Origin of the sequence: Schaalia sp. 19OD2882 (genome assembly GCF_018986735.1) — a bacterium.
In the GTDB taxonomy this organism is placed as follows: domain Bacteria; phylum Actinomycetota; class Actinomycetes; order Actinomycetales; family Actinomycetaceae; genus Pauljensenia.
The window spans coordinates 485,401-504,270 of record NZ_CP065521.1 but is presented as its reverse complement, the minus strand read 5'-3'; the positions used below and the strand labels follow the sequence as shown (position 1 = coordinate 504,270).

Here is an 18,870-nt window from a genome sequence, read left to right as displayed (position 1 = left end):
AGCCACGCATTTTTTGATCACATACAGGTCACAATCAGATCACATACAGGTTGCGATCAGGATGTGTTGACGCCCCGTGCCCGCAGCAACCGCTGCAGCCACCCCCCTGGCGGCATCGACTCCACGTCAGCCGCAAAAGCCACATGATCTGCCCACTGCCCGGCGATGTGCAGGTAGCGCACACGCAGACCCTCCTCACGCAACCCCAACCTGCGGCACAGGCCAAGGGAGCGTTGGTTCTCCGGCCGCACGCACACTTCCACCCGGTGCAGATCCAGTTCACCGATGGCCAGGTCCAACATCATCGCCGCGCAGGTCGCGCCAAGGCCGCGCCCGGCCACCTCCGAGGTCACCCAGTACCCCAGGGAACACATGTGCGCCGCACCCCGCTGGACCCCACTCAAAGTGAATTGCCCGCAGATGCGCCCATCCAGCTGCACCATCATGGCCAGTGCCTCACCCGCCACCTGCTTGCGGTCGGTCAGGCGGATGTACTCCGACATGGACGGCAGGCCCTCGGACCTGCTGGGGGGCAAGGTGGCCTCCCAAGGTCCCAGCCACACGTGGTCGGCGCGCCGCACGTCATCGACCCGGGCGTGGTCGCCTCCCAAGGTCGGTCGCATGACCAGCTCCCTCGGATCCTCCAGGCCGGGCAGGTGACGCACCAGAGCGCGCGCCACCGGCGCCTCCTCGACCAGGACCAGGGAGTCCACCGGTCGCGACCACAGGTGGCGGGGCCTGCCCCACAGGCGGGAGAGCAGGGACATCAGTCCAGGACCATGCACTGCACGGTGTCGCCCACGCGGACATTCGTCACGTCCTCGGGAACGACGGCCAGGGCATTCGACTCCGCCAAGGCGGACAGCAGCAGCGAGGCCGGCGGACCCATGACCTTCGCCGTGTACCCACTCTGGGGCCCTCCCGACAGGCGCACGCGCACGAACTCGCGGCGCCCCTGCGGGGAGTACCAACCTCGGTCGACCTTCGCCTTGACACTGGGGCGGGACAGCACCGTCCACCCTTGCATGTGTCGCAGGGCGGGGCGCACGTAGACCTCGAAGCAGACCTGCGCGGAGACGGGGTCGCCGGGCAGGCAGAAGACGGGGGTGCCGCAGCGCCCGTCCTCGCCCCCGACAGTACCCACACCCATGACATGTCCGGGCCAGGCGCCGACGTTGTCGAAGCGGACGGTACCCAGTGAGCCCAGGACCTCGCGCACGGTGTCGCCGGCTCCGTAGGAGATTCCGCCGGTGGTGAGCACCAGGTCGGCGCGCACCAGCTGGTCCTCGATGGTCTCGCGCAGCACCTGGCGTTCGTCGGGCACCGCGGAGACGCGGAAGGTCTGGGCGCCGCAGTCGGCGACGGCGCTGGACAGAGCGTGGCCGTTGGCGTCGAAAACGGTTCCCGGGCGGGCGGGTCTTCCGGGTTCGACGATTTCATCGCCGATGGACAGGATGACCACGCGGGGCCTGGGGTGCACGACCACGCGGGATCGTCCCACGCCGGCCAGCAGTGCCACTTGGCGGGCGCCCACTCGGGTGCCGCGGCGCAGGACGACCCTGCCTTCGGAGACGTCCTCGGCCTTGCGGCGAATGTTCTCTCCGGGGGCGGGGCGGGTCCAGGCGCTCAGGCGCGCCAGCCCGTGGTCGGTGAACTCCAGGGAGAGCACGGCGTCGGCTCCGGCGGGTACCGGGGCGCCGGAGGCGATGCGGATGGCGGTCCCAGGAACCAGGGCGTAGGGCCGCACGTCACCGGCGCAGATCTCTTCGGTGACGTCCAGTTCGACGGGTTGGTCGGGACGGGCTCCGTCGAGGTCGCTGGTGAGCACCGCGTAGCCGTCGCAGGCGGCCAGGTCGGCCACCGGCAGGTCGAAGGGTGCGGTGACGTCCTCGGCGAGGACGCATCCGACGGCGTCGGCCAGCTGGACCTCCAGCGGAGGCTGTTGGTCGACGGCGGCCAGGCAGTCCTGGTAGAAGTCTGCGACAGTGCGCATGGGATTCTCCTGCGTGGGGGCGAGGGCGGGTTCGAGGCCAACCCTCGCCGAAAGGTCATGCCTCGGCGGTCTCGGTGCGGGCCAGTTCGGTGTGGAGGAACTCTCGCAGGGCCGGACCGAGCTTCGGGTGCTCCAGGGCCAGGGCGACATTGGCTTCGAGGTAGCCGAGCTTGTCGCCGGTGTCGAAGCGACGGTCTTCGACGACGACTCCGTACAGACCGCCACCCTGGTCGGCCGGTCGATCGATGAGGCGCGCAAAGGCGTCGGTGAGCTGGTACTCGCCGCCTGCGCCCGGCTCGATGACTTCCAGTTCGTCGAAGATCGCCGGGTCGAAGACGTAGCGGCCGACCACGGCGTATTCGCTCATGACCTCGTCCAACGGCGGCTTTTCGACGACCTTGTCGATGCGCATGAGGTTGCCTTCGGGAACATCCACCCCCTCGGGCACGGCAATGGTGGTCACCGAGGTGGAGGCGTAGGCGGTGGCCTGCTCGGGGGTGACGCGCAGCAGGGCGACCACGGAGCCGCCGATGGCTTCGCGCACGGCGATCAGCTGCTTGAGCAGGACCGAGTCGGGGTGCATGAGGTCGTCGGGCAGCATGACGGCGAAGGGCGCATCGCCCACGTGGCGCTTGGCCTGCAGGACTGCGTGCCCAAGGCCCAGCGGGTGTCCTTGGCGCACGGAGTGGGTGCGGGCCAGGCCGAGATATTCGGTGGCCAGAGAAAGCAGTTCGTCCTTGCCGGCCTTTTCCAGGTCGCCTTCCAGGCCCGGGTCCGCGTCGAAGTGGGCTTCGATGGCTTCCTTGCCGGTTCGGGTGACGAAGAGCATGTCGTCGATGCCCGCGTCGGTGGCCTCACGCACGACGTACTCGATGGCGGGCCTGTCGACGACGGGCAGCATCTCCTTGGGCACTGCCTTGGTGGCGGGAAGGAATCGGGTGCCGCGGCCCGCGGAGGGGACGACGGCATGGCGCACGGGCTGGTGTGTGTCTGTCATGATGGCCACACTATCGGGTCTGGTGGGCGGGAAGGGAGCCGGCAGTGGGCAAGGCGCGGATCCGGCGGGAGCTGCGGGCGGCTCGGCGCGTGCGCCGGGGCCTTGTCGGAATCTCGCGGACGCCGTGGCCCTTGCCCGCCGCCTTCGGCGAGGAGACCCTTGGTCTGCTGGCAAGCTGGAGGCAGGTGCTGGCCACACTGGGACCGGCGATTCCGCCCGCCTCAGCCGTTTCGGCCGATCCCCCCTCCCCTTTCGTCCCGGCTCCCACTGCATCGTCGGCCCCGCGCAGTGGCCTCACGGCCGCCCTCTTCTGGCCCACCCTCGTTGAACCTGATGTCCGCGGGATCGTGGCGAGGGCGGGCAGGTGTCTGCTTCCTGTTCTCACCGACGAGGGCGGGGCGGCGCTGGCCGATCCCATGTGGGGATGGTGTGATCTGTCGGATGCGGGGTTGGTGGGGCCAAGGGCTTCCTCGCAGCTCCACTCCCCCGACCCGCACCTGCCCTTGCAGCCCTCCGCTGCCAGGCTCCCCCCGTCGGTGTTGGCATGCGCGGATGTGGTTCTGGCGCCCGCCCTGGCGGTGGACGCCTCGGGGACCCGTCTGGGGCAAGGAGGCGGGTGGTACGACCGAGCGCTGCTCCATGTGCGCGAGGGCGTTCCCGTGGTGGCGGCCGTCTTCGACGAGGAGGTCCTGCCCGCCGGCACCATTCCGCGAGAGACTCATGACCGTTCGGTGAATGCAGTCATCACTCCGACCCGCGTACTTTTGTTGGACTGAAGTCCGACCTGCCCGCCCAATCACTCTCGCTTTGAACAGGCGTAAATTGCATCGACAAAGATACTCACGCGGCACGCTCCACACGCGAGGCCCATACACCAACTGAGACTTTTGACACCAATTTCTCCAGATCTATACCATGCATGTGCAACCAATGTCAAGGAGGACTCTGATGTCTCACCGCAGCCATTTCCTCAGGACCTGCTTCGCGACCTTCGGTCTCGCTGCCATCGTCACAAGCGTGTCGGCATCGCCCGCATTGTCCACTCCGACCGTTCCGGAGACCTCTCCCGCACCCCCCCACCCCCTCTTCGGCGGAGTATTGGCACGGCGAGGCTCCCCCGGAGCTTGAAGACCTGGCCACTCAACTGCATGACCTGGTCAATGAGAACCCGGATCTGTTCGCCGGTGTCGCGGCTGCTTGGGACCGGCAAAGCGTGAATCTGTACATCGCGGACGACGAGGCCCTGGCAAAGACGCCGGAAATCAACTCATTGGTGCAGGCCCATTCCGAGGTCGTCAACGTCATTCGAAAGCAGTTCTCGCGGACCGAGTTGCTCAACTTCCAGGACCAGGCGATGGAAGCACTGGTCGGCAAGGGGTTGCGCGCAGCGTCAATCGACCCCGTGAACAATCAAGTGGAACTCGACATGCCTGCGGAGGTCGCACGTCGAATCGCCAACGAGGCGTCTAACCACCCCCTCCTCAGCAATCCTTCGGCATATGCGTTCGTCGACCACGGAGACGCAGTCGAAGACCTTGGAGGACTCGATGGCCGCCCATGGCATTTGATGGCGAGCCACTGTGCCGGAACCACGTTCTTGGCGCCGCCTGTCTTCACGGACCCTGCCGACCACTCAAGCACCGGCGATGCGTCAGCCTGTGGTGCGCAGGAGTGGACCAGTGGGCCATGGCGCGCTCAAGCGGGGTGACGACCGAGCACATCCGTCGCCACATCGTGCGAGGCACTGACACGCCGAGCACCTACCTCAACCAACCGACAGTCGGCTTGTTGCCAGAGCCGCCTCACGACTCGAATCCGGATGGAGTTGCCGACTGTGGGGGGCGGAACGGCGGCGTACTCAAATGGAATCCGAACATCAGGGTGCTCTCATGAGAAAGATGTTGAAGCGTGCGCTCGGCCTCACCACACTTGCCGGACTCGGTGTCACCGGCTGTGCAGGAGGCGCACTACCGGCACCGCAGCTGCCTCCGACGTCGGAGACGGTCATGTCCTCGGCCCTGTTCTACCCCTTGACGCGAATCGACGCCGGGGCGACGGAGATCTGTCCGATCGACGACCACGGTCGCTTGATCGTCTTCTCCGAATCGGTGACGGGCCCACCCGATGGCACATCCATCACGGCCGGAAAGGTGACCATTGCCGTGGGTGAAACCTTCGTGGCCTCCCCGTTTGAGGAACTTGGCCAGAAAGTGACTTGCAACGGAACCGAGTACCAAGCGATTCACATCCTGCTGCCGGGCGTGGATCGGATGCTCGACGTCAATTCACTGGAGAGTCAGTAGCGGCCATCCGGGCCACAGAACAGACGAACCCCGCACCAATGGGTGCGGGGTTCGTCGCAAGCGGCATTCGGGCCGAAGTCGCGCGAGTGCTGGTGGAGCCTCGCGCAGCGCCCTCGGCCGGCCCGCCCTGAGTGCCCAAGACGGAGTCTCAGGACCGGGACGCGCTCAGTTCTGGCGTGCCAGCAGGTCGCGGATCTCGGTGAGCAGCTTGGCTTCGTCGGTGGGCTCTGCAGCGTCCTCTTCGGCGTCCTCTTCCTTCTTGCGCATCTCCTTGAACTTGTTCATCGGGACGACCACGGCGAAGTAGACGGCGAAGGCGACCAGCAGGAAGTTGACGATCGCGGTGAGGATGGTGCCCGGCTGGACCTGGGAATCATTGATGACGAAGGCGCCGACCTCGTCGAAGGAGGGCTTGCCGATGACACCGCCGATGATGGCCATGATGACGTCGGTGATGGCCTTGACGATGGGCGAGAACGCACCACCGATGATGACGGCGACAGCCAGGTCAATGGCGTTTCCGCGCGAGATGAATTCCTTGAATCCCTGGATCATGGGGAGAGTCTCCTGTTCACGTGCCTGGCGTGCCGGCGTCTCGCGAGCGGAGAACCAGGCTGAGAGTTCCAGTCCCGGCTTGTCCCAGGACCTCTTCAGTGTCGGCGTCACGAACCACCAGTTCAAGACGCACACCCGGGGACTCGCGCCATGTGGTCGAGTCCACCGTCGAAGAAGAGGCTATTTGAACATCCTCGGAAATCAAAGAAGCTATACAGGCGACTTCGTCACACGCGCGTGGCGCAGCCCACAAATCGACAGTGTCGCCCGCCTCGACCTGCGGCATCCGAATCGGATCCACCACCACACTCAGACGGGTCCACCCCGGCTGCAGATCGCGCCCCGCCGGGGACCCGCGTAGCAGGGACTCCGACAACACCGTGCCTTGGGTGACCGCCACCCCGTCCCAATGCTGTGGCAATGACTGCAACGAGTCCAGGGCGTCGGCAGGTACCGAGTCGGCATCGACCGCCCTGACCTCGACGGCTCCTGCGGTGAGGGCGCCCGCCGCCAAGGGGCGCGCGGCAACCAGGACGCGGCATTCGTCACCGGGCAGTGCCCACAGGGCGACAGCAGTGACCAAGGCGGCCACCGCGAGCCCCAGGACTGCTCGACGCAGAACCGGCCAAGGCACAGGATTCTTCTTCACGGTCCCAATTCATCACCGCAGGAGCCGCCACACCAGAGGCCGCAGGACAGCCTGTGGACATTGGGCAGGGCCTGCCTGCCGACTGTGGACGAGGCCCCACCACCGCCTCCTGGCTGTGGACGCAGGTTCCGCACCATCGGGAGTTGTGGACACCCGTCCCGCCACGGAGCAGCCCGATCACAGGTGCGCGTGCCAATGCGGCGGAACCTCGGCCACCAGACGCGCATCATTGCCCACGCCCTCGACGGGCGAGGCCTCCCCGCCCTCGTCAAGGGGGCTCGGCCCCTCCTCCCAGGAAGGGGGCAGCCCCTTGTCCAGGAGGCGCTGGTCGACCTCGCTCACATGCACCGCCCGCCGACGAGGGCGCCTGGAGCGGCCCTGCGATTCCGACAAAGGCTGCTCAGGCATCGGGGCCGCTCCCCCGGGCCGCGAGAATCCGACGCACGACATTGCCCAACACCGCATCGGTCTGGACGCCGCGACGCGACAAACCGAGGGCACGCCGCAGCTCCTCGACGAACTCCACAGGTGAACGCTCAACCCCGTCGGAAGCCACCCACAGGGCCAGTTCATCCAACTGGTCGTCCCCGTAGGCCGCCAAGGGCAGGCCGCGAGCCACGCTGGGACGGGGTCCGCGCAGGTGTTCGGGGTGGGCCCGCTCGCGGGCAGCCTCGTCCTTGGCGATCCGGGTACGCAAGGCGTCCGCGCGCTCGCGATGAGCCCCGGTCTCCGCCGCGTCATCCGGGCCGGCCAAGGAAGCACCGTCTTCGGCGACCGCGACAGCAGAGCCGCCCTGATCTGCGCTCCGGTCCTCGTCGACGGCGCCCTCCTCCTGGGCGGACAGCCGGGGTTCGACAGCCTCGGTACCGTCGTCGACCTCGTCATCCTCGACCACGACCGGCACCTCGACCGGCGGGGCTGCGGGCCCGTGGGCCTCATCGACGGCGTCCAGAACCGTCTGGACGATCGCTTCGGCCTCCTTGGCCGGATCGATGAACACCGGAAGGGACAACACCATGTGGACCTTCCACCCCTGGGCCTCCAACATCGCGGGGCGCAGACGATCCCTGACGCGCAGCGACGGCTCGGCCACGTAGGTCTCGTCATCCGTCAGGACGGCGACCAACAGGCGGCCCGGGACCTCCGGGTGACCGATGGCCAATGGAATGCGTACTCCCCCCTGGATCCCCACATTGGGTACGACGTCCAGGCCCATGCCGTACAGTCGCTCGGCCAGGTCCACCAGCAGTCGGTCCGGGGCGGTCTCCAGGACCGGCCAGGCGTCCTCGCCCTCGCCCGACTGGCCTTCGGCGATCTCCAGAAGGTCGACCAGCAGCTGCGCCCCTTCGACGGTGATGCGTGAACGGTCGATCTCTCCGGCCCGCAGTGAAGACACCAAGGTGAGGTCCCCGCGGACCGTGCCAAGGGCCCCTGCCAGCAGTTCCAGGCCGCCGGGTGCGGAGATCTCGCCGAAGTCGTGCAGGACACGACCATGCGGGGTCTTGGCGAAGCCGACGGAGATGACCACGCGGTCACGACTCAGCCGCTTGGCGTCCCGCGGCCCCACCACGGTGAAGGGTTCAAGGTTCGCCGAGGAGAAGAACGAGGCCAACGCGGGCTGCCCGACAAGGGCCCGGTCAATGGCCTTGCGGATCCGGTCGGCGTGACGTTCATTCAGGGCAATGACCGCCAAGGAACGTTCGGGCTGTTCGACCGCGTGGGCCAGGACTTCTTCGACGACCTGGTCGACCTCCTGCGAGGTTGACTCCACGCATGAGGCACCGGGCGCCGGCATACCCGACCCCTCGGACCACACGGCCGTCACAGGAGCATTGACAGAGGTCCACGGCACGGGCACCCCCGTGTGGGCAATCCCGTGGCGCGACAGCAGCAGCGCCACCTGGTCGTTCAAACGGTCGGGGGTCACCTCTGCGCGAAGGCGCGGCAACAGTCCCGCAAGCGCCTCCACCGGCCCGCCGGGACGGGCACCGGACACGTCGGCCAGCAGCACCACCTGACGGGCGCGGGCAATGATCGGCACCAGCTCGGCCAAGGGGAGCCGGTCGACGTCGTCCAGGACCAGCAGGTCCACGCGGCGCACTGCCGGCAGCATCCACGGGACGATTGTCGGCACGGTCAGGCTGACCGGGACCATGTGTGCCGTCAGCGCGCTGCGCGAGTGCAGGTCTGGGGCCGACAGGTGGCGGCCCAGCAACACTTCGAGGTCCAGTCGGTGCTCGGGGTTGCGGGCAAGGATCTCGGCGCGAATCCGCCGCAGGGAGTCGATGGCCTTGGGGGTGAGCGAATGCACCTGTTCCAGGTCCAGGCGCCGCCCTTCCTCCAGGGTGTCCTCCAGGTGCAGGGGATCGAAGCCGCCCAGCGCGGGCTCCTCGGCGATCATGAGGCCCAGGACGGAGGCCCACCAGGCCAAGTCCAGTTCTGCGTCGAGAACTTCGGCATCAACCCTCCTGCCCCGCAGGTCCTGGACCAGGTCGTCCAGGCCGGCTTTGGACAGTTGGGTGAGCACGGCGATGCGGGCGGGCAGGGCGCGGGCGGCGTCAGTGTCGGCGGCAAGCCGGTCGAACAGGCGCGCCAGGTCGGCCACGGGCGTACGAGGCAGGTCCGGGTGCGAGGTCGCGAAGGCCGGCGCCAGTTTGTCCAGGTCTTCGCGCACGGAGCGGGTGACCTCAAGGATCTCGTCCATGCGTTGGGGCAGGGTCGGCCACCCGTCGGAGTCGCAGTGTTCGCGCCACAGTTCACGACGCTCCTGGACGACCGACAGGGCTGCGTGCAGGTCCTTCACATGGGCCCCGGGGCGCACCAGGTCCTGGGCCTGCTTGACCAGGCGGACCCTCAGGCCACGAGGCATGGTGATGCCGTGTTCCTTGCGCCATTGGCGTGAGGCGGCGGCGATCGCCATGTCGGCGGCAGGGCGTTCGAAGACGCGCGGCTGGAAGGTGTCGAGGACGTCGCGCACACCCTCGAACATCTCCAACTGTTCCTCCCACTGGCGCAGGGTGTGCGCGGGCCGCACACCGGTCTCGCTGGCCACCGAGTTCATGTGGACGCGCAGGACCGGCAGGGTCTCGGCGGCCAGTCGACTGACCCGTCGCAGGACCTCCTCGACCTGCTCGGCGGAGTTGATGACGATGCCCTTCCACGCACTGTGGTCCGCCAGCACGGAGAACAGTCCCAACGAGTGCGCGCGGTGCAGCAGGGTGCGGGCGCGTTCACCCTGGTCGGAGGCGATGTCCAGAAGGACGTTCTCCCGCAGGCGGACTCGCGTGCGCGGCGCCGGGTGGCTGCTGGTCAGGTCGGTGAGGACCTGCAGGGCGTCGAAGGCGCTGACGCCGAATTCGCGGAAGGGCGCGTGGAGTTGGGCCGTGTGGTCGGCCAGGATCCGGCGGACCTCCACCAGTCGTGTGCGCATGGCGTCGGTGGCCTCGCGGTCCGTGACTGAGGAGTTGTCCTCCAGGGCCGCACGCAGACGCTCCGCCAGGACGCTCGCGGACTGGGCGGAAGAATCGATCCGGGCGCCGATTTCGTCCAAGCCCAGGTCACGCAGGCGCTGTTCGGCGCGAGTGGTCCTGGAAGGGTTTCCTGCCACATGCAAAGCGGTGCGACCCCGCGAAGCGGCATCAGCCAGGATCGCCCCGAGGACACTGGTCTCGTCCGCACCGCCTGGAACGTCGACCACCAGGCTGTGACCCGCGGAAACGGCCTCCACCACGTCCTGCTGACGCGGATCCAGGTCACCCGCGCCGATCTCCGCCCACGGATCACGGTCACCGGGGACAGGCTCGGGCAGGGCGACCTGCAGGTCCTCGCGCGCAACCCGGTCCCCGGCAAGAGCGCGCACGAGGGGCGAGGCCAACAGGGGCGCCGGGTCGCCGAGCTCGCGCAGCAGGGTGCCGGCGGGGTGTTCGAAGATGCCCAGGATGAGGTCCTCGACCAGGTCGAATCGTTCGAGGACGGCTGCGGCCTCACGCACGTGGGCCAGGGCCCGCGAGGCGGAGAAGCCGTGGACGGAGCGGGCGTCCGCGAGGATCTGGTGCAGATCCAGGGTGACGCCGCATTCGGCCAGGGCAGCGGTCAGTGCGGGCGCCAGGACGGTGCCGGGACGCAGGGTGACCACGACGTCCCCGTCCACACGTTCCAAGGCCACAGGACGCAGGAACGTGGGTGAGGACACGCGGCGTCCGTCCTGGGTCCATGCGGCCCGCCCGATCGCCAGGTGCACCGGGCCGATGCCGTGGCGGGCCGTGAGGTCTTCGGCGCGAAGAATGACGGTGTGCGCACGTTCGAGCGCGCGCGCATGCGCCCGGGGTTCGCGCACAAGGTTCGACAGTCGCGTGGGGTGGTCGGCGTAGAGCTGGGCGAGGCCCCCGGGGTGTGCGGAGGTGATGGTGAGCCTGGGCGCGTCGGAGTCGGTGGATGCGCGTGCGACCTCTTCGAGTTCGGCCCTCCAGCGGACGATGGCTTCTTCCAGGACGGGGTCGACGGGCGCCGGAGCGTCCTGCTGGGCGGGACCCGGGGTGAAGCGCATGCGTGTGCGCGAATCGGCTCGACGTTGGAAGAAATTGGCCACGGTGCCACGGTACTTGCGGGCCCGCCTCCGGGTCCCGTGAAGCGCCGGGTCATGTGGAGATTCCTTGCGCATCCGGCCCCGGGGGCGCAACCTTCCAGGTGAGGAGGGCGGGGCCGGTGAGCTGAGTCGAGGACGCTGCGGGTCCGCAGCCCAAGGCCGAGGATGTCAAGTGAGTGCCCCCGAGACGATTCGAACGTCCGACACCCGCTTTAGGAGAGCGGTGCTCTATCCCCTGAGCTACGAGGGCGCGACCTCCCGGTCATGGCGCCGCTGGCGGCGCTCCGTGGAAGTGCAGGGGCAAGCCTATCATCCGCGACGAAGCCCCGGACGGCGGCGTCCGGGGCCATACGTCGAGGCAGTGGGGTCAGCGACGTTCCCACGATCCTGCGGGGGCCGCCTCGGTGTCCTTGTGGCGCGAGGGCACGATCATCACAGGGCACGTCGAGTGGTGCAGAACCGTCTGGGAGGTGGATCCGAGCAAGACTCCGGCAAAGCCTCCACGCCCGCGTGTGCCGACGACCACAAGGTCGACTGCGGTGGAGAACTCGATGAGCAGCGAGGCCGGGGAGCCGTCCAGCGCGTGGCGTGCAACCTCGATGTCGCGGCCCTCAAGCGCGGCGTCCACCGCGCGCCCAAGGCCCTCACGCACGTCACGCAGAAGGGCCGTGCGGTCGACCTGGGTGGGCAGCCACGACATCATCGTGCCGGCGGAGGCGATCGGCACCGCCGAGACGGCTGTCAGGCGGGCGCCCCACGCTTCGGCTTCCTCCACTGAACGGCGCAGGGCGGCCGAAGCCACCTCCGAGCCGTCGACGCCGACGACGATGCGTTCGATGGGGGTGAACTTCTTGCCTGAGGTGTGCTTGGGGACAACCACCACCGGGCACGTCGAGTGCGCAGGCAGGGCGGAGGACACGGTGCCCAACAATCGGTCCGTGAATCCGCCGCCGCCGCGTGAGCCGACGACCACCAGGTCGACTTCCTTGGACATCTCCACGAGGATGCCCGCCGGATCGCCCGGCTCGGTGGAGCCCGAGACCTTCTCCAAGCCGCGTCGCCTGGCGTGCTCGACGGCCTCCTGGACGACCTGCTCTGCGCCGCGTTTGAGGGCCTCGTCATCCAGGACGGTGATCCCTCCGTCGAGGGCGGCGGCGGAGTAGGAGGCCAGTGCGTAGGTGCACAGCACGTGCACGCGCGCTCCGGTGGCTTTGGCCCTGTCGGCGGCCCAGGACGTTGCGGTCAACGACTCGGTGGAACCGTCGACGCCGACCAGGATTACTTCGGTGGAACCCATGGCATCCTCCTCGTGAAGTGAGTCACCTCATTGTGCCCCATGTGGACCTCATCTGGACGGATGTCGACCCACCGAGTTCCGTCCCACCTGCCGAAGTGGCTCGCCTTGCGGCCTTGTGCACACGAAAGAGCCCGGCGGGTCCCTTCGGGGTCCCGCCGGGCTGCTTCCGGCAAAGCCGGCGTGTCGCCTCAGTGCGCGATGCGGATGAAGGCGTCGTAGCCCCAGATCGGCTGGATCTTGGAGACGTCACCCGGGGTGGTGGCCTCGATGACCATGCCGTTGCCGGCGTAGATGCCGACGTGGCCGTAGGCGTGCCAGACGAGGTCGCCGGGCTGGGCCTGGTTGATGTCGTAGATCATCGTTCCGGCGTATCCCTGCTCACCCGAGGTGCGCGGGATGGAGATGCCGGCCTGGGCGTAGACGTACTGCGTGAAGCCGGAGCAGTCGAAGCCGGCGGGGGTGGTTCCGCCCCACACGTAGGGGATGCCCAGCAGGGACATGGCGATCGCGACGATGTCATTGCCTGCGGCGTTGATCGCGGCCTGACGATCAGCGGCTTCCGTCCCGGAGGCCGCCTGGGCACCACCGTTCTGGCCGGCCTGCTCGGCGGTGTTGTCCGTGGCGATGTCCGCACGGACGTCGTCACGGGAGGCGGGCTCAGCCTGGATCGGGGCCGAGACGACCTCTTCGGCGGGAGCCTCGGCAACGACGGCAAGATCCTCGGCGGGGGTCCACGCGACGTCCGGGACGGACACGGTGGTGGGGACCACGGAGGCCTTGATGGTGGAGGGGGCGGTGGACAGGTCACCTGCAGCAACGGGACCGGCGGCGTTCGCTGCGCCGCTGACCACTGCGGTCAGTGCCAGGCCGGTGACCGAAGCGACGGCCACGGGGCGGGTTCCCATGTTGGTGAGCGTTCCGGTGAGCTCGGCGGCCGGGGCGATCGGGCGACGGACCCGGCGGTGACGAGCCTTGTACTTCACGTTCGACACGAAGTCTTCTCCTTGTTGAGCCTACGAGGTCAGCTGTCGGATTCGGACAGGAGAGTCCGGCCCGGTTTCCCGGACTTCACCCCAAGGTCCTTGCGGACCGGTATTTGGTTCCCCCGCGTCAGGCCGGTTCTTCCCCTTGGTCCTCGTGGCCTGACTTCGGTGTCCGAGGAGGGGTGGTCGAGTTCGACCGAGCACAACGATACAACGAGTGGTACCCGGATGTCACGTACGGGTAACGACGAATTCGAGGTTCGTGTCACCAAAGCGTGACAGACGCCTCATTGCAGGTCAACGAACATGTGTGGGCTGAGAGACATCGGAATGTGAGCGCTCTCATGACCTGCACTTCCGTCCTGGGCGACCGGGGTCACACGCACCTCCGTTCCCTGCGCTTCGACCTCCACGAGGGCGCCGGGCTTGAGCCCCAGAGTCTCAAAATCCGAGATGATGTCGGCCTCGGCCTGGATGGGCTCTCCGATGCGCACCAAGGTCCCCCGCACGGGACCGTCGGCGCGCACGGCCACCTCGACCGAGCGACCACGCACATGGAGGTCCGACCCGGGTATCGGGTTGCCGTAAGGGTCGCTGGTCGGGGAGGACATGATCTTGCCCAGGCGCTCCTCCACCTGCTCCGACATCACGTGCTCCCACCGGCATGCCTCTTCGTGGACCTCGGCCCAGTCCAGGCCGATGACGTCCAGCAGCAGGCGCTCGGCCAGACGGTGCTTGCGCATGACATCCGTGGCCAGGGCGCGTCCCCGGTCCGTCAGTTCCAGCCGCCTGTCCCCCAGGACGTGCAGCAGGCCGTCGCGTTCCATGCGAGCCACCGTCTGCGAGACGGTCGGACCGGAATGACCCAGGCGTTCGACGATCCGCGCACGCAGCGGGGTGACGCCGTCCTCTTCCATCTCCAGGACAGTCTTGAGGTACATCTCTGTGGTGTCGATCAGGTCGCCCATGGTCCCTTCCCTGCACGATGGAGCCGTTCACACGTGATGTTGCACAGAATATGGTCAGGCTGTCCTCATTTCGCGAACACCGACGTGCCAGAAGCGCTTTCGGCGCCCTCGTGCCGATCCTGGTGCTGACGGGGCACGGACGCCCTCGGCCCCGGCGCGACGAATCCGCTCACAGAGTGTCACCGAATTCACTCGGGATCGCACGCGCGGTAGATTCCCCACATGGCGCCGACGATCCCCCCTTCGCTTCTTCCCGCCGACGGTCGTTTCGGCAGCGGCCCCTCACGTGTCCGCCCCGAACAGCTCCAGGCGATCGTCGACTGCGGCCTCATGGGGACCTCCCACCGGCAGACACCCGTCAAGAACCTCGTTGCCTCCCTGCGTGAGGGCGTCGCGGAACTCTTCGCCCTGCCACAGGGCTGGCAGGTGGTTCTGGGCAACGGTGGCGCCACCACCTTCTGGGCCGTGGCCGCGACCTCACTGGTGCGAAGGCGCGCCGCCCACGCGGTCTTCGGCGAATTCGGGGCAAAATTCGCCGCCGAGACCGCCCGCGCCCCACATCTGGCCCCGTCGATCCTCGTCGAAGCACCAGTCGGCGGCCTCGCCCTGCTCACGGGCGAGGAGGGCGCCGACGACGAGCACGGACCCGTCGACGTCTTCGCCCACCCGCATCACGAGACCTCCACCGGGGTGTTGTCCCCCATCCGCCAATTGGGCACCGCTGAAACCCTCACCCTGGTGGACGCCACCTCGGTGGCAGGGGGTGTGCAGGTGGACGTGGGCCTGTGCGACGTCTACTACTTCTCACCCCAGAAGTGCTTCGCCTCCGACGGCGGCCTGTGGATCGCACTGGTCTCCCCCGCCGCCCAGGAGCGCGCACGAGAGCTGCACGCCGCCACCGACCGGTGGATGCCGCAGATCCTGGACCTGTCGATCGCCCTGGACAACTCCGTGAAGGACCAGACCCTGAACACTCCGGCCCTGGCCACGCTGGTCATGATGGACAACCAGGTCCGCTGGATGCTCGACCGCGGGGGTCTGGCCGGCATGGAGGCGCGCTCACGGGCCGCCTCCGGCGTCCTCTACGACTGGGCCGAAGCCTCCCCCGTCGCCCGCCCCTTCGTCGAGGAGGCCGCCCACCGCTCCCCCGTGGTGGTCACCATCGACTTCGACGAGCAGGTGGACGCCGCCGAGTTGGCGCGCAACCTGCGGGCCAATGGCATCGTCGACGTGGAGCCCTACCGGGGCCTGGGCCGCAACCAGTTGCGGGTGGCCACCTTCCCCGTCACCGACGAGGCCGATACCCGCGCCCTGGTCGCCTGCCTCGACTGGGCGCTCGAACACTCCCTGTGAAGGCGCCGCTCAGGTGCGGGAGTCCCCTGGCTTCTCGGGAGCACCGGCGTCACTCTGGTCCCCGGGGTTCTCAGGGGCCGGCGCCCCGCCCTCGTCCCAGGGTCTCCCGGGGTCAGAGGCCCTGCCCCGGCCGCCCGTGCCCTGCTCCGAGGGAAGGGAGAAGGGAGCGTCCTGGGCCAACTCCTGCCTGAGGTGGTCGGCGCGGGTCAGGCCCGAGGCGTCGTCGATGACCACCCGGCGGGCCCGGCGGTCCCACCGCAGTCGCAGGTTCCAACGCCGGGCGGCCCACACGGCGGCTGCCACCGCGACCACCATGGACGAGATCGCGCCGACCAGCAGCGACCAGCGGGCGCCGAAGGTCTCTCCGATCCACCCGACCAAGGGCGACCCGAGTGGTGTGGTCCCCAGGAACACCATCGTGTACAGGGCCAGGACGCGGCCCCGGAAGGCTTCGGGGGTGGAGATCTGGACGAAGGCATTGGCGCTGGTCACCAACGTCAGTGTGCACAGCCCCAGGGGGATGCTGATGAGCGCGAAACTCCAGTACGTGGGTGAGAGCGCCAAGGCGAACTGGACCAGTCCGAAGAATCCTGCGGCCATGACCACCGTGCGCAGGCGCGGCACCTGCCGCCGCGCCGCCAGCAGGGCGCCGGTGACCGAGCCGACCGCCATGATCGACGCCAGGGCGCCGTATTCGCCCGCCGCCTTGCCGAAGACCTCTGTGGCCATCATGGCGGATGTCAGCTGGAAGTTCAGGCCGAGTCCCGACACGACGGTGATGACCACCATGACCATGAGGATGTCGGGGCGGGCGCGCACGTAGCGCATGCCCTCGACGATCTGTCCCTTGGCGCGGGCAAGCCTTTCGTGCGGCATCAAGGTGGTGGCGTCGATGATCGCCAACATCGTCACCGGCACCATGAGGATCGCCCCGTTGGCGACGAACACCCAGCCGGTGCCCACCCAGTCGATGACCACCCCCGCCAGGCCCGGGCCGATGATGCGCGCGATGTTGAAGGCCGTGGAGTTCAAGCCGATGGCGTTGGGCAGCAGTTCGTCGGGCACCAATTCGGAGACGAATGCCTGCCGGGCGGGCGCCTCGATGGAGGAAGCGGTGCCGCCGATGAAGGCCAGGACGTACACGTGCCAGATCTGCGCGACCCCGGTGAGCACCAGGACGCCCAGGACCAGCGCCAATACGGCGGTGACCACCTGACAGGCCTGGACGACCCTTCGGCGGTCCGCCCGGTCCGCCAACAGGCCCGCCCACGGGGTGAACAGGACGAACGGCAGGAACTGCAATGCGGTGACGATGCCGACCTGGGTGCCCGAGTGGTGGGAGAGCTGGGTGAGGACCAGCCAGTCCTGCGCGACCCGTTGCATCCATGTGGCAGAGGAGGCCATGACGTTGCCGATGATCCACAGACGGAAGTTCGGGTTCGCCAAGGAGCGGAAGGTCGTGGACACACTCACCTCCTGCGGCGTGGGACGGCGGTCACCGGGACGGGTTCCGGCGGTTTCAGCCTACCGCTCGGTGGGTTGACGAGGGTGCGGCACCCGGCAGATTGACGAGGGCGCAGCGCCCGCCGGTCGGCTCTGCCCGCCCACCGGCGTGGCCACTCGGGTGAGCATCCCGCACACCTCAGCCCAGAAGAGCCGACTGAATGGGGCCAAGGACGAAGTAGAGGATGAAGAGGAGCGTGACCAGCCACATGAGCGGGTGGATCCGTCGGGCCCCGCCCTGCGCCACCTGGATGACCGTGTAGGACACGAAGCCCATGCCGATGCCCACGGTGATCGAGTAGGCGAAGGGCATGAAGGCGATCGTGAGGAACGCCGGGATGGCGATCTCCGGCTTGGTCCACTCGATGTCCATGACCTGCATCATCATGAGGAAGCCGACGAAGACCAGCGCCGTGGAGGCGGCCTCTGTGGGCACCAGGGCCACGGCAGGGGCAAGGAAGGTCGAGAGCAGGAAGAGCACGCCGGTGACCACCGAGGCGAGACCGGTTTTCGCGCCCTCGCCCACACCTGCCGAGGACTCGATGTACGAGGTGTTCGAGGACACACCGCCCAGGCCGCCGGCGACCGCCGCCAGCGAGTCGACCAGCAGGATCTCGCGCGAACGCGGCGGGTTGCCGTGCCCGTCGAGCAACTTGGCCTCACCGCCGATGGCCACCATGGTGCCCATCGTGTCGAAGAAGTCGGCCAGCATCAGCGAGAAGATCAGCAAGATGACGGCCAGCGGGCCGAGTTTGGTGAAAGCGCCCAACATGTCGACCTGCCCCAAGGACCCGAAGCTGGGCAGGGAGACGATGTTGCCGGACAGTTCGGGAACGGTCTGTCCCCACCCGGTGGGGTTGACGACCTTGCCGGTCTCGTCCTTCATGGCGGGGACGTGGGCGAAGGCCTGGATGACCATGGCCAGCACGGTCGAGGAGAGCAGCCCGATGAGGATTGCGCCCTTGACCTTGCGCACGTACAGGACGATGGTCAACAGCAGTCCGAAGACGAAGACGAGGGCGGGCCAACCTGCCAGTGAGCCGTTGATGCCCAGCTGGACGGGGGTTCCGCCCGGGCGGATGATGCCGGCGTCGACCAGGCCGACGAAGGCGATGAACAGGCCGATGCCCACCGAGATGGCGGTCTTGAGCTGCAAGGGGACGGCCTTGAAAACCGCTTCGCGGAAGCCGGTGAGAACCAGGACCGTGATGAGCAGACCCTCCCAGACGATGAGCCCCATGGCCTCCTGGTAGGTCAGCTTCGAGCCGAGCACCAGCGTGAAGGCGACGACGGCGTTCAGGCCCATACCGGCGGCCAGTGCCAGCGGGAAGTTGGCGACAGCTCCCATGAGGATCGTGACGATGCCGGCGACCAGGGCGGTACCTGCGGCGATGTCGGGGAATCCGAAGGAAGGGTTCTCACCCAAGGCATTGGACAGGATGATCGGGTTGACGACAAGGATGTAGGCCATCGCGAAGAAGGTGACGAAGCCGCCACGGATCTCCTGGGCAATGGTGGAGCCCCGCTCGGTGACGTGGAAGAACGCGTCCACGGGGTTCGAGGGAGTCACAGGTGCAGATGCGGATGGGGGGCGTGCAGCGCTCCGGGATTGCGTGGAACGCCTTCTACTCTTTGAGCTCACCTCGAAATCCTGCGCTGGGCGAGCACTTCGGCGCAACAATGC

16 protein-coding genes, 1 tRNA gene and 1 riboswitch are annotated in these 18,870 nt (G+C 67.9%); of the genes, 4 read left to right on the top strand and 13 right to left on the bottom strand.

From position 1 onward, the window contains the following. Positions 1 to 56 precede the first annotated feature (56 nt). Genes I6B53_RS02175 through I6B53_RS02165 form a run of 3 tightly spaced genes read right to left on the bottom strand, consistent with a single transcriptional unit; the run spans position 57 to position 2,990 of the window. Positions 57 to 767 (bottom strand): GNAT family N-acetyltransferase, encoded by a 711-nt coding sequence (locus tag I6B53_RS02175; protein WP_216764640.1) that lies wholly within the window; start codon positions 765 to 767, stop codon positions 57 to 59. Next, the gene (gene glp / locus I6B53_RS02170; RefSeq protein WP_216764639.1) at positions 767 to 1,993 is read right to left on the bottom strand and encodes a gephyrin-like molybdotransferase Glp; all 1,227 of its coding nucleotides are present in this window, start codon (positions 1,991 to 1,993) and stop codon (positions 767 to 769) included. The genes I6B53_RS02175 and glp overlap by 1 nt, the downstream gene beginning before the upstream one ends. Positions 1,994 to 2,048: 55 nt before the next feature. Beyond that, on the bottom strand, positions 2,049 to 2,990 hold the full coding sequence (locus I6B53_RS02165) for a UTP--glucose-1-phosphate uridylyltransferase (RefSeq protein ID WP_216764638.1): 942 nt from the start codon (positions 2,988 to 2,990) through the stop codon (positions 2,049 to 2,051). 44 nt (positions 2,991 to 3,034) lie between these two features. Between I6B53_RS02165 and I6B53_RS02160 the strand changes: the two genes are divergently transcribed. The 3 genes from I6B53_RS02160 (at position 3,035) to I6B53_RS02150 (ending at position 5,293) form a co-directional block, all read left to right on the top strand. Then, on the top strand, positions 3,035 to 3,766 hold the full coding sequence (locus I6B53_RS02160) for a 5-formyltetrahydrofolate cyclo-ligase (protein WP_253953935.1): 732 nt from the start codon (positions 3,035 to 3,037) through the stop codon (positions 3,764 to 3,766). A 437-nt stretch (positions 3,767 to 4,203) separates the two neighbouring features. Beyond that, entirely contained in the window at positions 4,204 to 4,698 is a 495-nt protein-coding gene (locus I6B53_RS02155) for a hypothetical protein (RefSeq protein ID WP_216764637.1), read from the top strand. A gap of 181 nt (positions 4,699 to 4,879) precedes the next feature. After that, positions 4,880 to 5,293, top strand: a complete 414-nt coding sequence (locus I6B53_RS02150; protein ID WP_216764636.1) for a hypothetical protein — start codon at positions 4,880 to 4,882, stop codon at positions 5,291 to 5,293. A 165-nt stretch (positions 5,294 to 5,458) separates the two neighbouring features. On the opposite strand, the gene mscL is transcribed toward I6B53_RS02150, so the two are convergent. The 8 genes from mscL to I6B53_RS02110 all read right to left on the bottom strand — a co-directional run bounded on the left by mscL (position 5,459) and on the right by I6B53_RS02110 (position 14,330). Next, positions 5,459 to 5,848 carry a large conductance mechanosensitive channel protein MscL gene (gene mscL, locus I6B53_RS02145; RefSeq protein WP_216764635.1) on the bottom strand — a complete coding sequence of 130 codons (390 nt, stop codon included), beginning with the start codon at positions 5,846 to 5,848 and terminating at the stop codon, positions 5,459 to 5,461. A gap of 16 nt (positions 5,849 to 5,864) precedes the next feature. Beyond that, positions 5,865 to 6,497, bottom strand: coding sequence for a hypothetical protein (locus tag I6B53_RS02140; RefSeq protein WP_216764634.1), 633 nt, complete (start codon positions 6,495 to 6,497; stop codon positions 5,865 to 5,867). 177 nt (positions 6,498 to 6,674) lie between these two features. Next, on the bottom strand, positions 6,675 to 6,905 hold the full coding sequence (locus tag I6B53_RS02135; RefSeq protein WP_216764633.1) for a toxin: 231 nt from the start codon (positions 6,903 to 6,905) through the stop codon (positions 6,675 to 6,677). After that, positions 6,898 to 11,085, bottom strand: a complete 4,188-nt coding sequence (locus tag I6B53_RS02130) for a prevent-host-death family protein (protein ID WP_253953934.1) — start codon at positions 11,083 to 11,085, stop codon at positions 6,898 to 6,900. The genes I6B53_RS02135 and I6B53_RS02130 overlap by 8 nt, the downstream gene beginning before the upstream one ends. Before the next feature lie 174 nt (positions 11,086 to 11,259). After that, positions 11,260 to 11,332: transfer RNA gene (locus I6B53_RS02125), tRNA-Arg, on the bottom strand. Between the two features lie 117 nt (positions 11,333 to 11,449). Further along, positions 11,450 to 12,379, bottom strand: coding sequence for a universal stress protein (locus tag I6B53_RS02120; RefSeq protein WP_216764632.1), 930 nt, complete (start codon positions 12,377 to 12,379; stop codon positions 11,450 to 11,452). 188 nt (positions 12,380 to 12,567) lie between these two features. After that, entirely contained in the window at positions 12,568 to 13,371 is an 804-nt protein-coding gene (locus tag I6B53_RS02115; protein ID WP_253953933.1) for a C40 family peptidase, read from the bottom strand. Positions 13,372 to 13,374: 3 nt separating this feature from the next. After that, positions 13,375 to 13,543: riboswitch (cyclic di-AMP (ydaO/yuaA leader) on the bottom strand. A 106-nt stretch (positions 13,544 to 13,649) separates the two neighbouring features. Then, a complete protein-coding gene (locus I6B53_RS02110) occupies positions 13,650 to 14,330 on the bottom strand; it encodes a metal-dependent transcriptional regulator (RefSeq protein ID WP_216764631.1) in 681 nt (226 codons plus the stop codon). Positions 14,331 to 14,552: 222 nt separating this feature from the next. Between I6B53_RS02110 and serC the strand changes: the two genes are divergently transcribed. Then, entirely contained in the window at positions 14,553 to 15,683 is a 1,131-nt protein-coding gene (gene serC, locus I6B53_RS02105; protein WP_216764630.1) for a phosphoserine transaminase, read from the top strand. Positions 15,684 to 15,692: 9 nt separating this feature from the next. Here the strand turns inward: serC and I6B53_RS02100 are convergent, their stop codons facing one another. Next, the gene (locus I6B53_RS02100; protein WP_216764629.1) at positions 15,693 to 17,150 is read right to left on the bottom strand and encodes an MFS transporter; all 1,458 of its coding nucleotides are present in this window, start codon (positions 17,148 to 17,150) and stop codon (positions 15,693 to 15,695) included. Between the two features lie 175 nt (positions 17,151 to 17,325). Continuing rightward, entirely contained in the window at positions 17,326 to 18,756 is a 1,431-nt protein-coding gene (locus tag I6B53_RS02095; RefSeq protein WP_253953932.1) for an NCS2 family permease, read from the bottom strand. Positions 18,757 to 18,870 lie beyond the last annotated feature (114 nt).

Excerpts from the sequence above, each read along its gene's own strand:
- I6B53_RS02175 (WP_216764640.1), bottom strand. The coding sequence starts at position 767 with ATGTCCCTGCTCTCCCGCCTGTGGGGCAGGCCCCGCCACCTGTGGTCG.
- glp (WP_216764639.1), bottom strand. The coding sequence starts at position 1,993 with ATGCGCACTGTCGCAGACTTCTACCAGGACTGCCTGGCCGCCGTCGAC.
- I6B53_RS02165 (WP_216764638.1), bottom strand. The coding sequence starts at position 2,990 with ATGACAGACACACACCAGCCCGTGCGCCATGCCGTCGTCCCCTCCGCG.
- I6B53_RS02150 (WP_216764636.1), top strand. The coding sequence starts at position 4,880 with ATGAGAAAGATGTTGAAGCGTGCGCTCGGCCTCACCACACTTGCCGGA.
- mscL (WP_216764635.1), bottom strand. The coding sequence starts at position 5,848 with ATGATCCAGGGATTCAAGGAATTCATCTCGCGCGGAAACGCCATTGAC.
- I6B53_RS02135 (WP_216764633.1), bottom strand. The coding sequence starts at position 6,905 with ATGCCTGAGCAGCCTTTGTCGGAATCGCAGGGCCGCTCCAGGCGCCCT.
- I6B53_RS02120 (WP_216764632.1), bottom strand. The coding sequence starts at position 12,379 with ATGGGTTCCACCGAAGTAATCCTGGTCGGCGTCGACGGTTCCACCGAG.
- I6B53_RS02110 (WP_216764631.1), bottom strand. The coding sequence starts at position 14,330 with ATGGGCGACCTGATCGACACCACAGAGATGTACCTCAAGACTGTCCTG.
- serC (WP_216764630.1), top strand. The coding sequence starts at position 14,553 with ATGGCGCCGACGATCCCCCCTTCGCTTCTTCCCGCCGACGGTCGTTTC.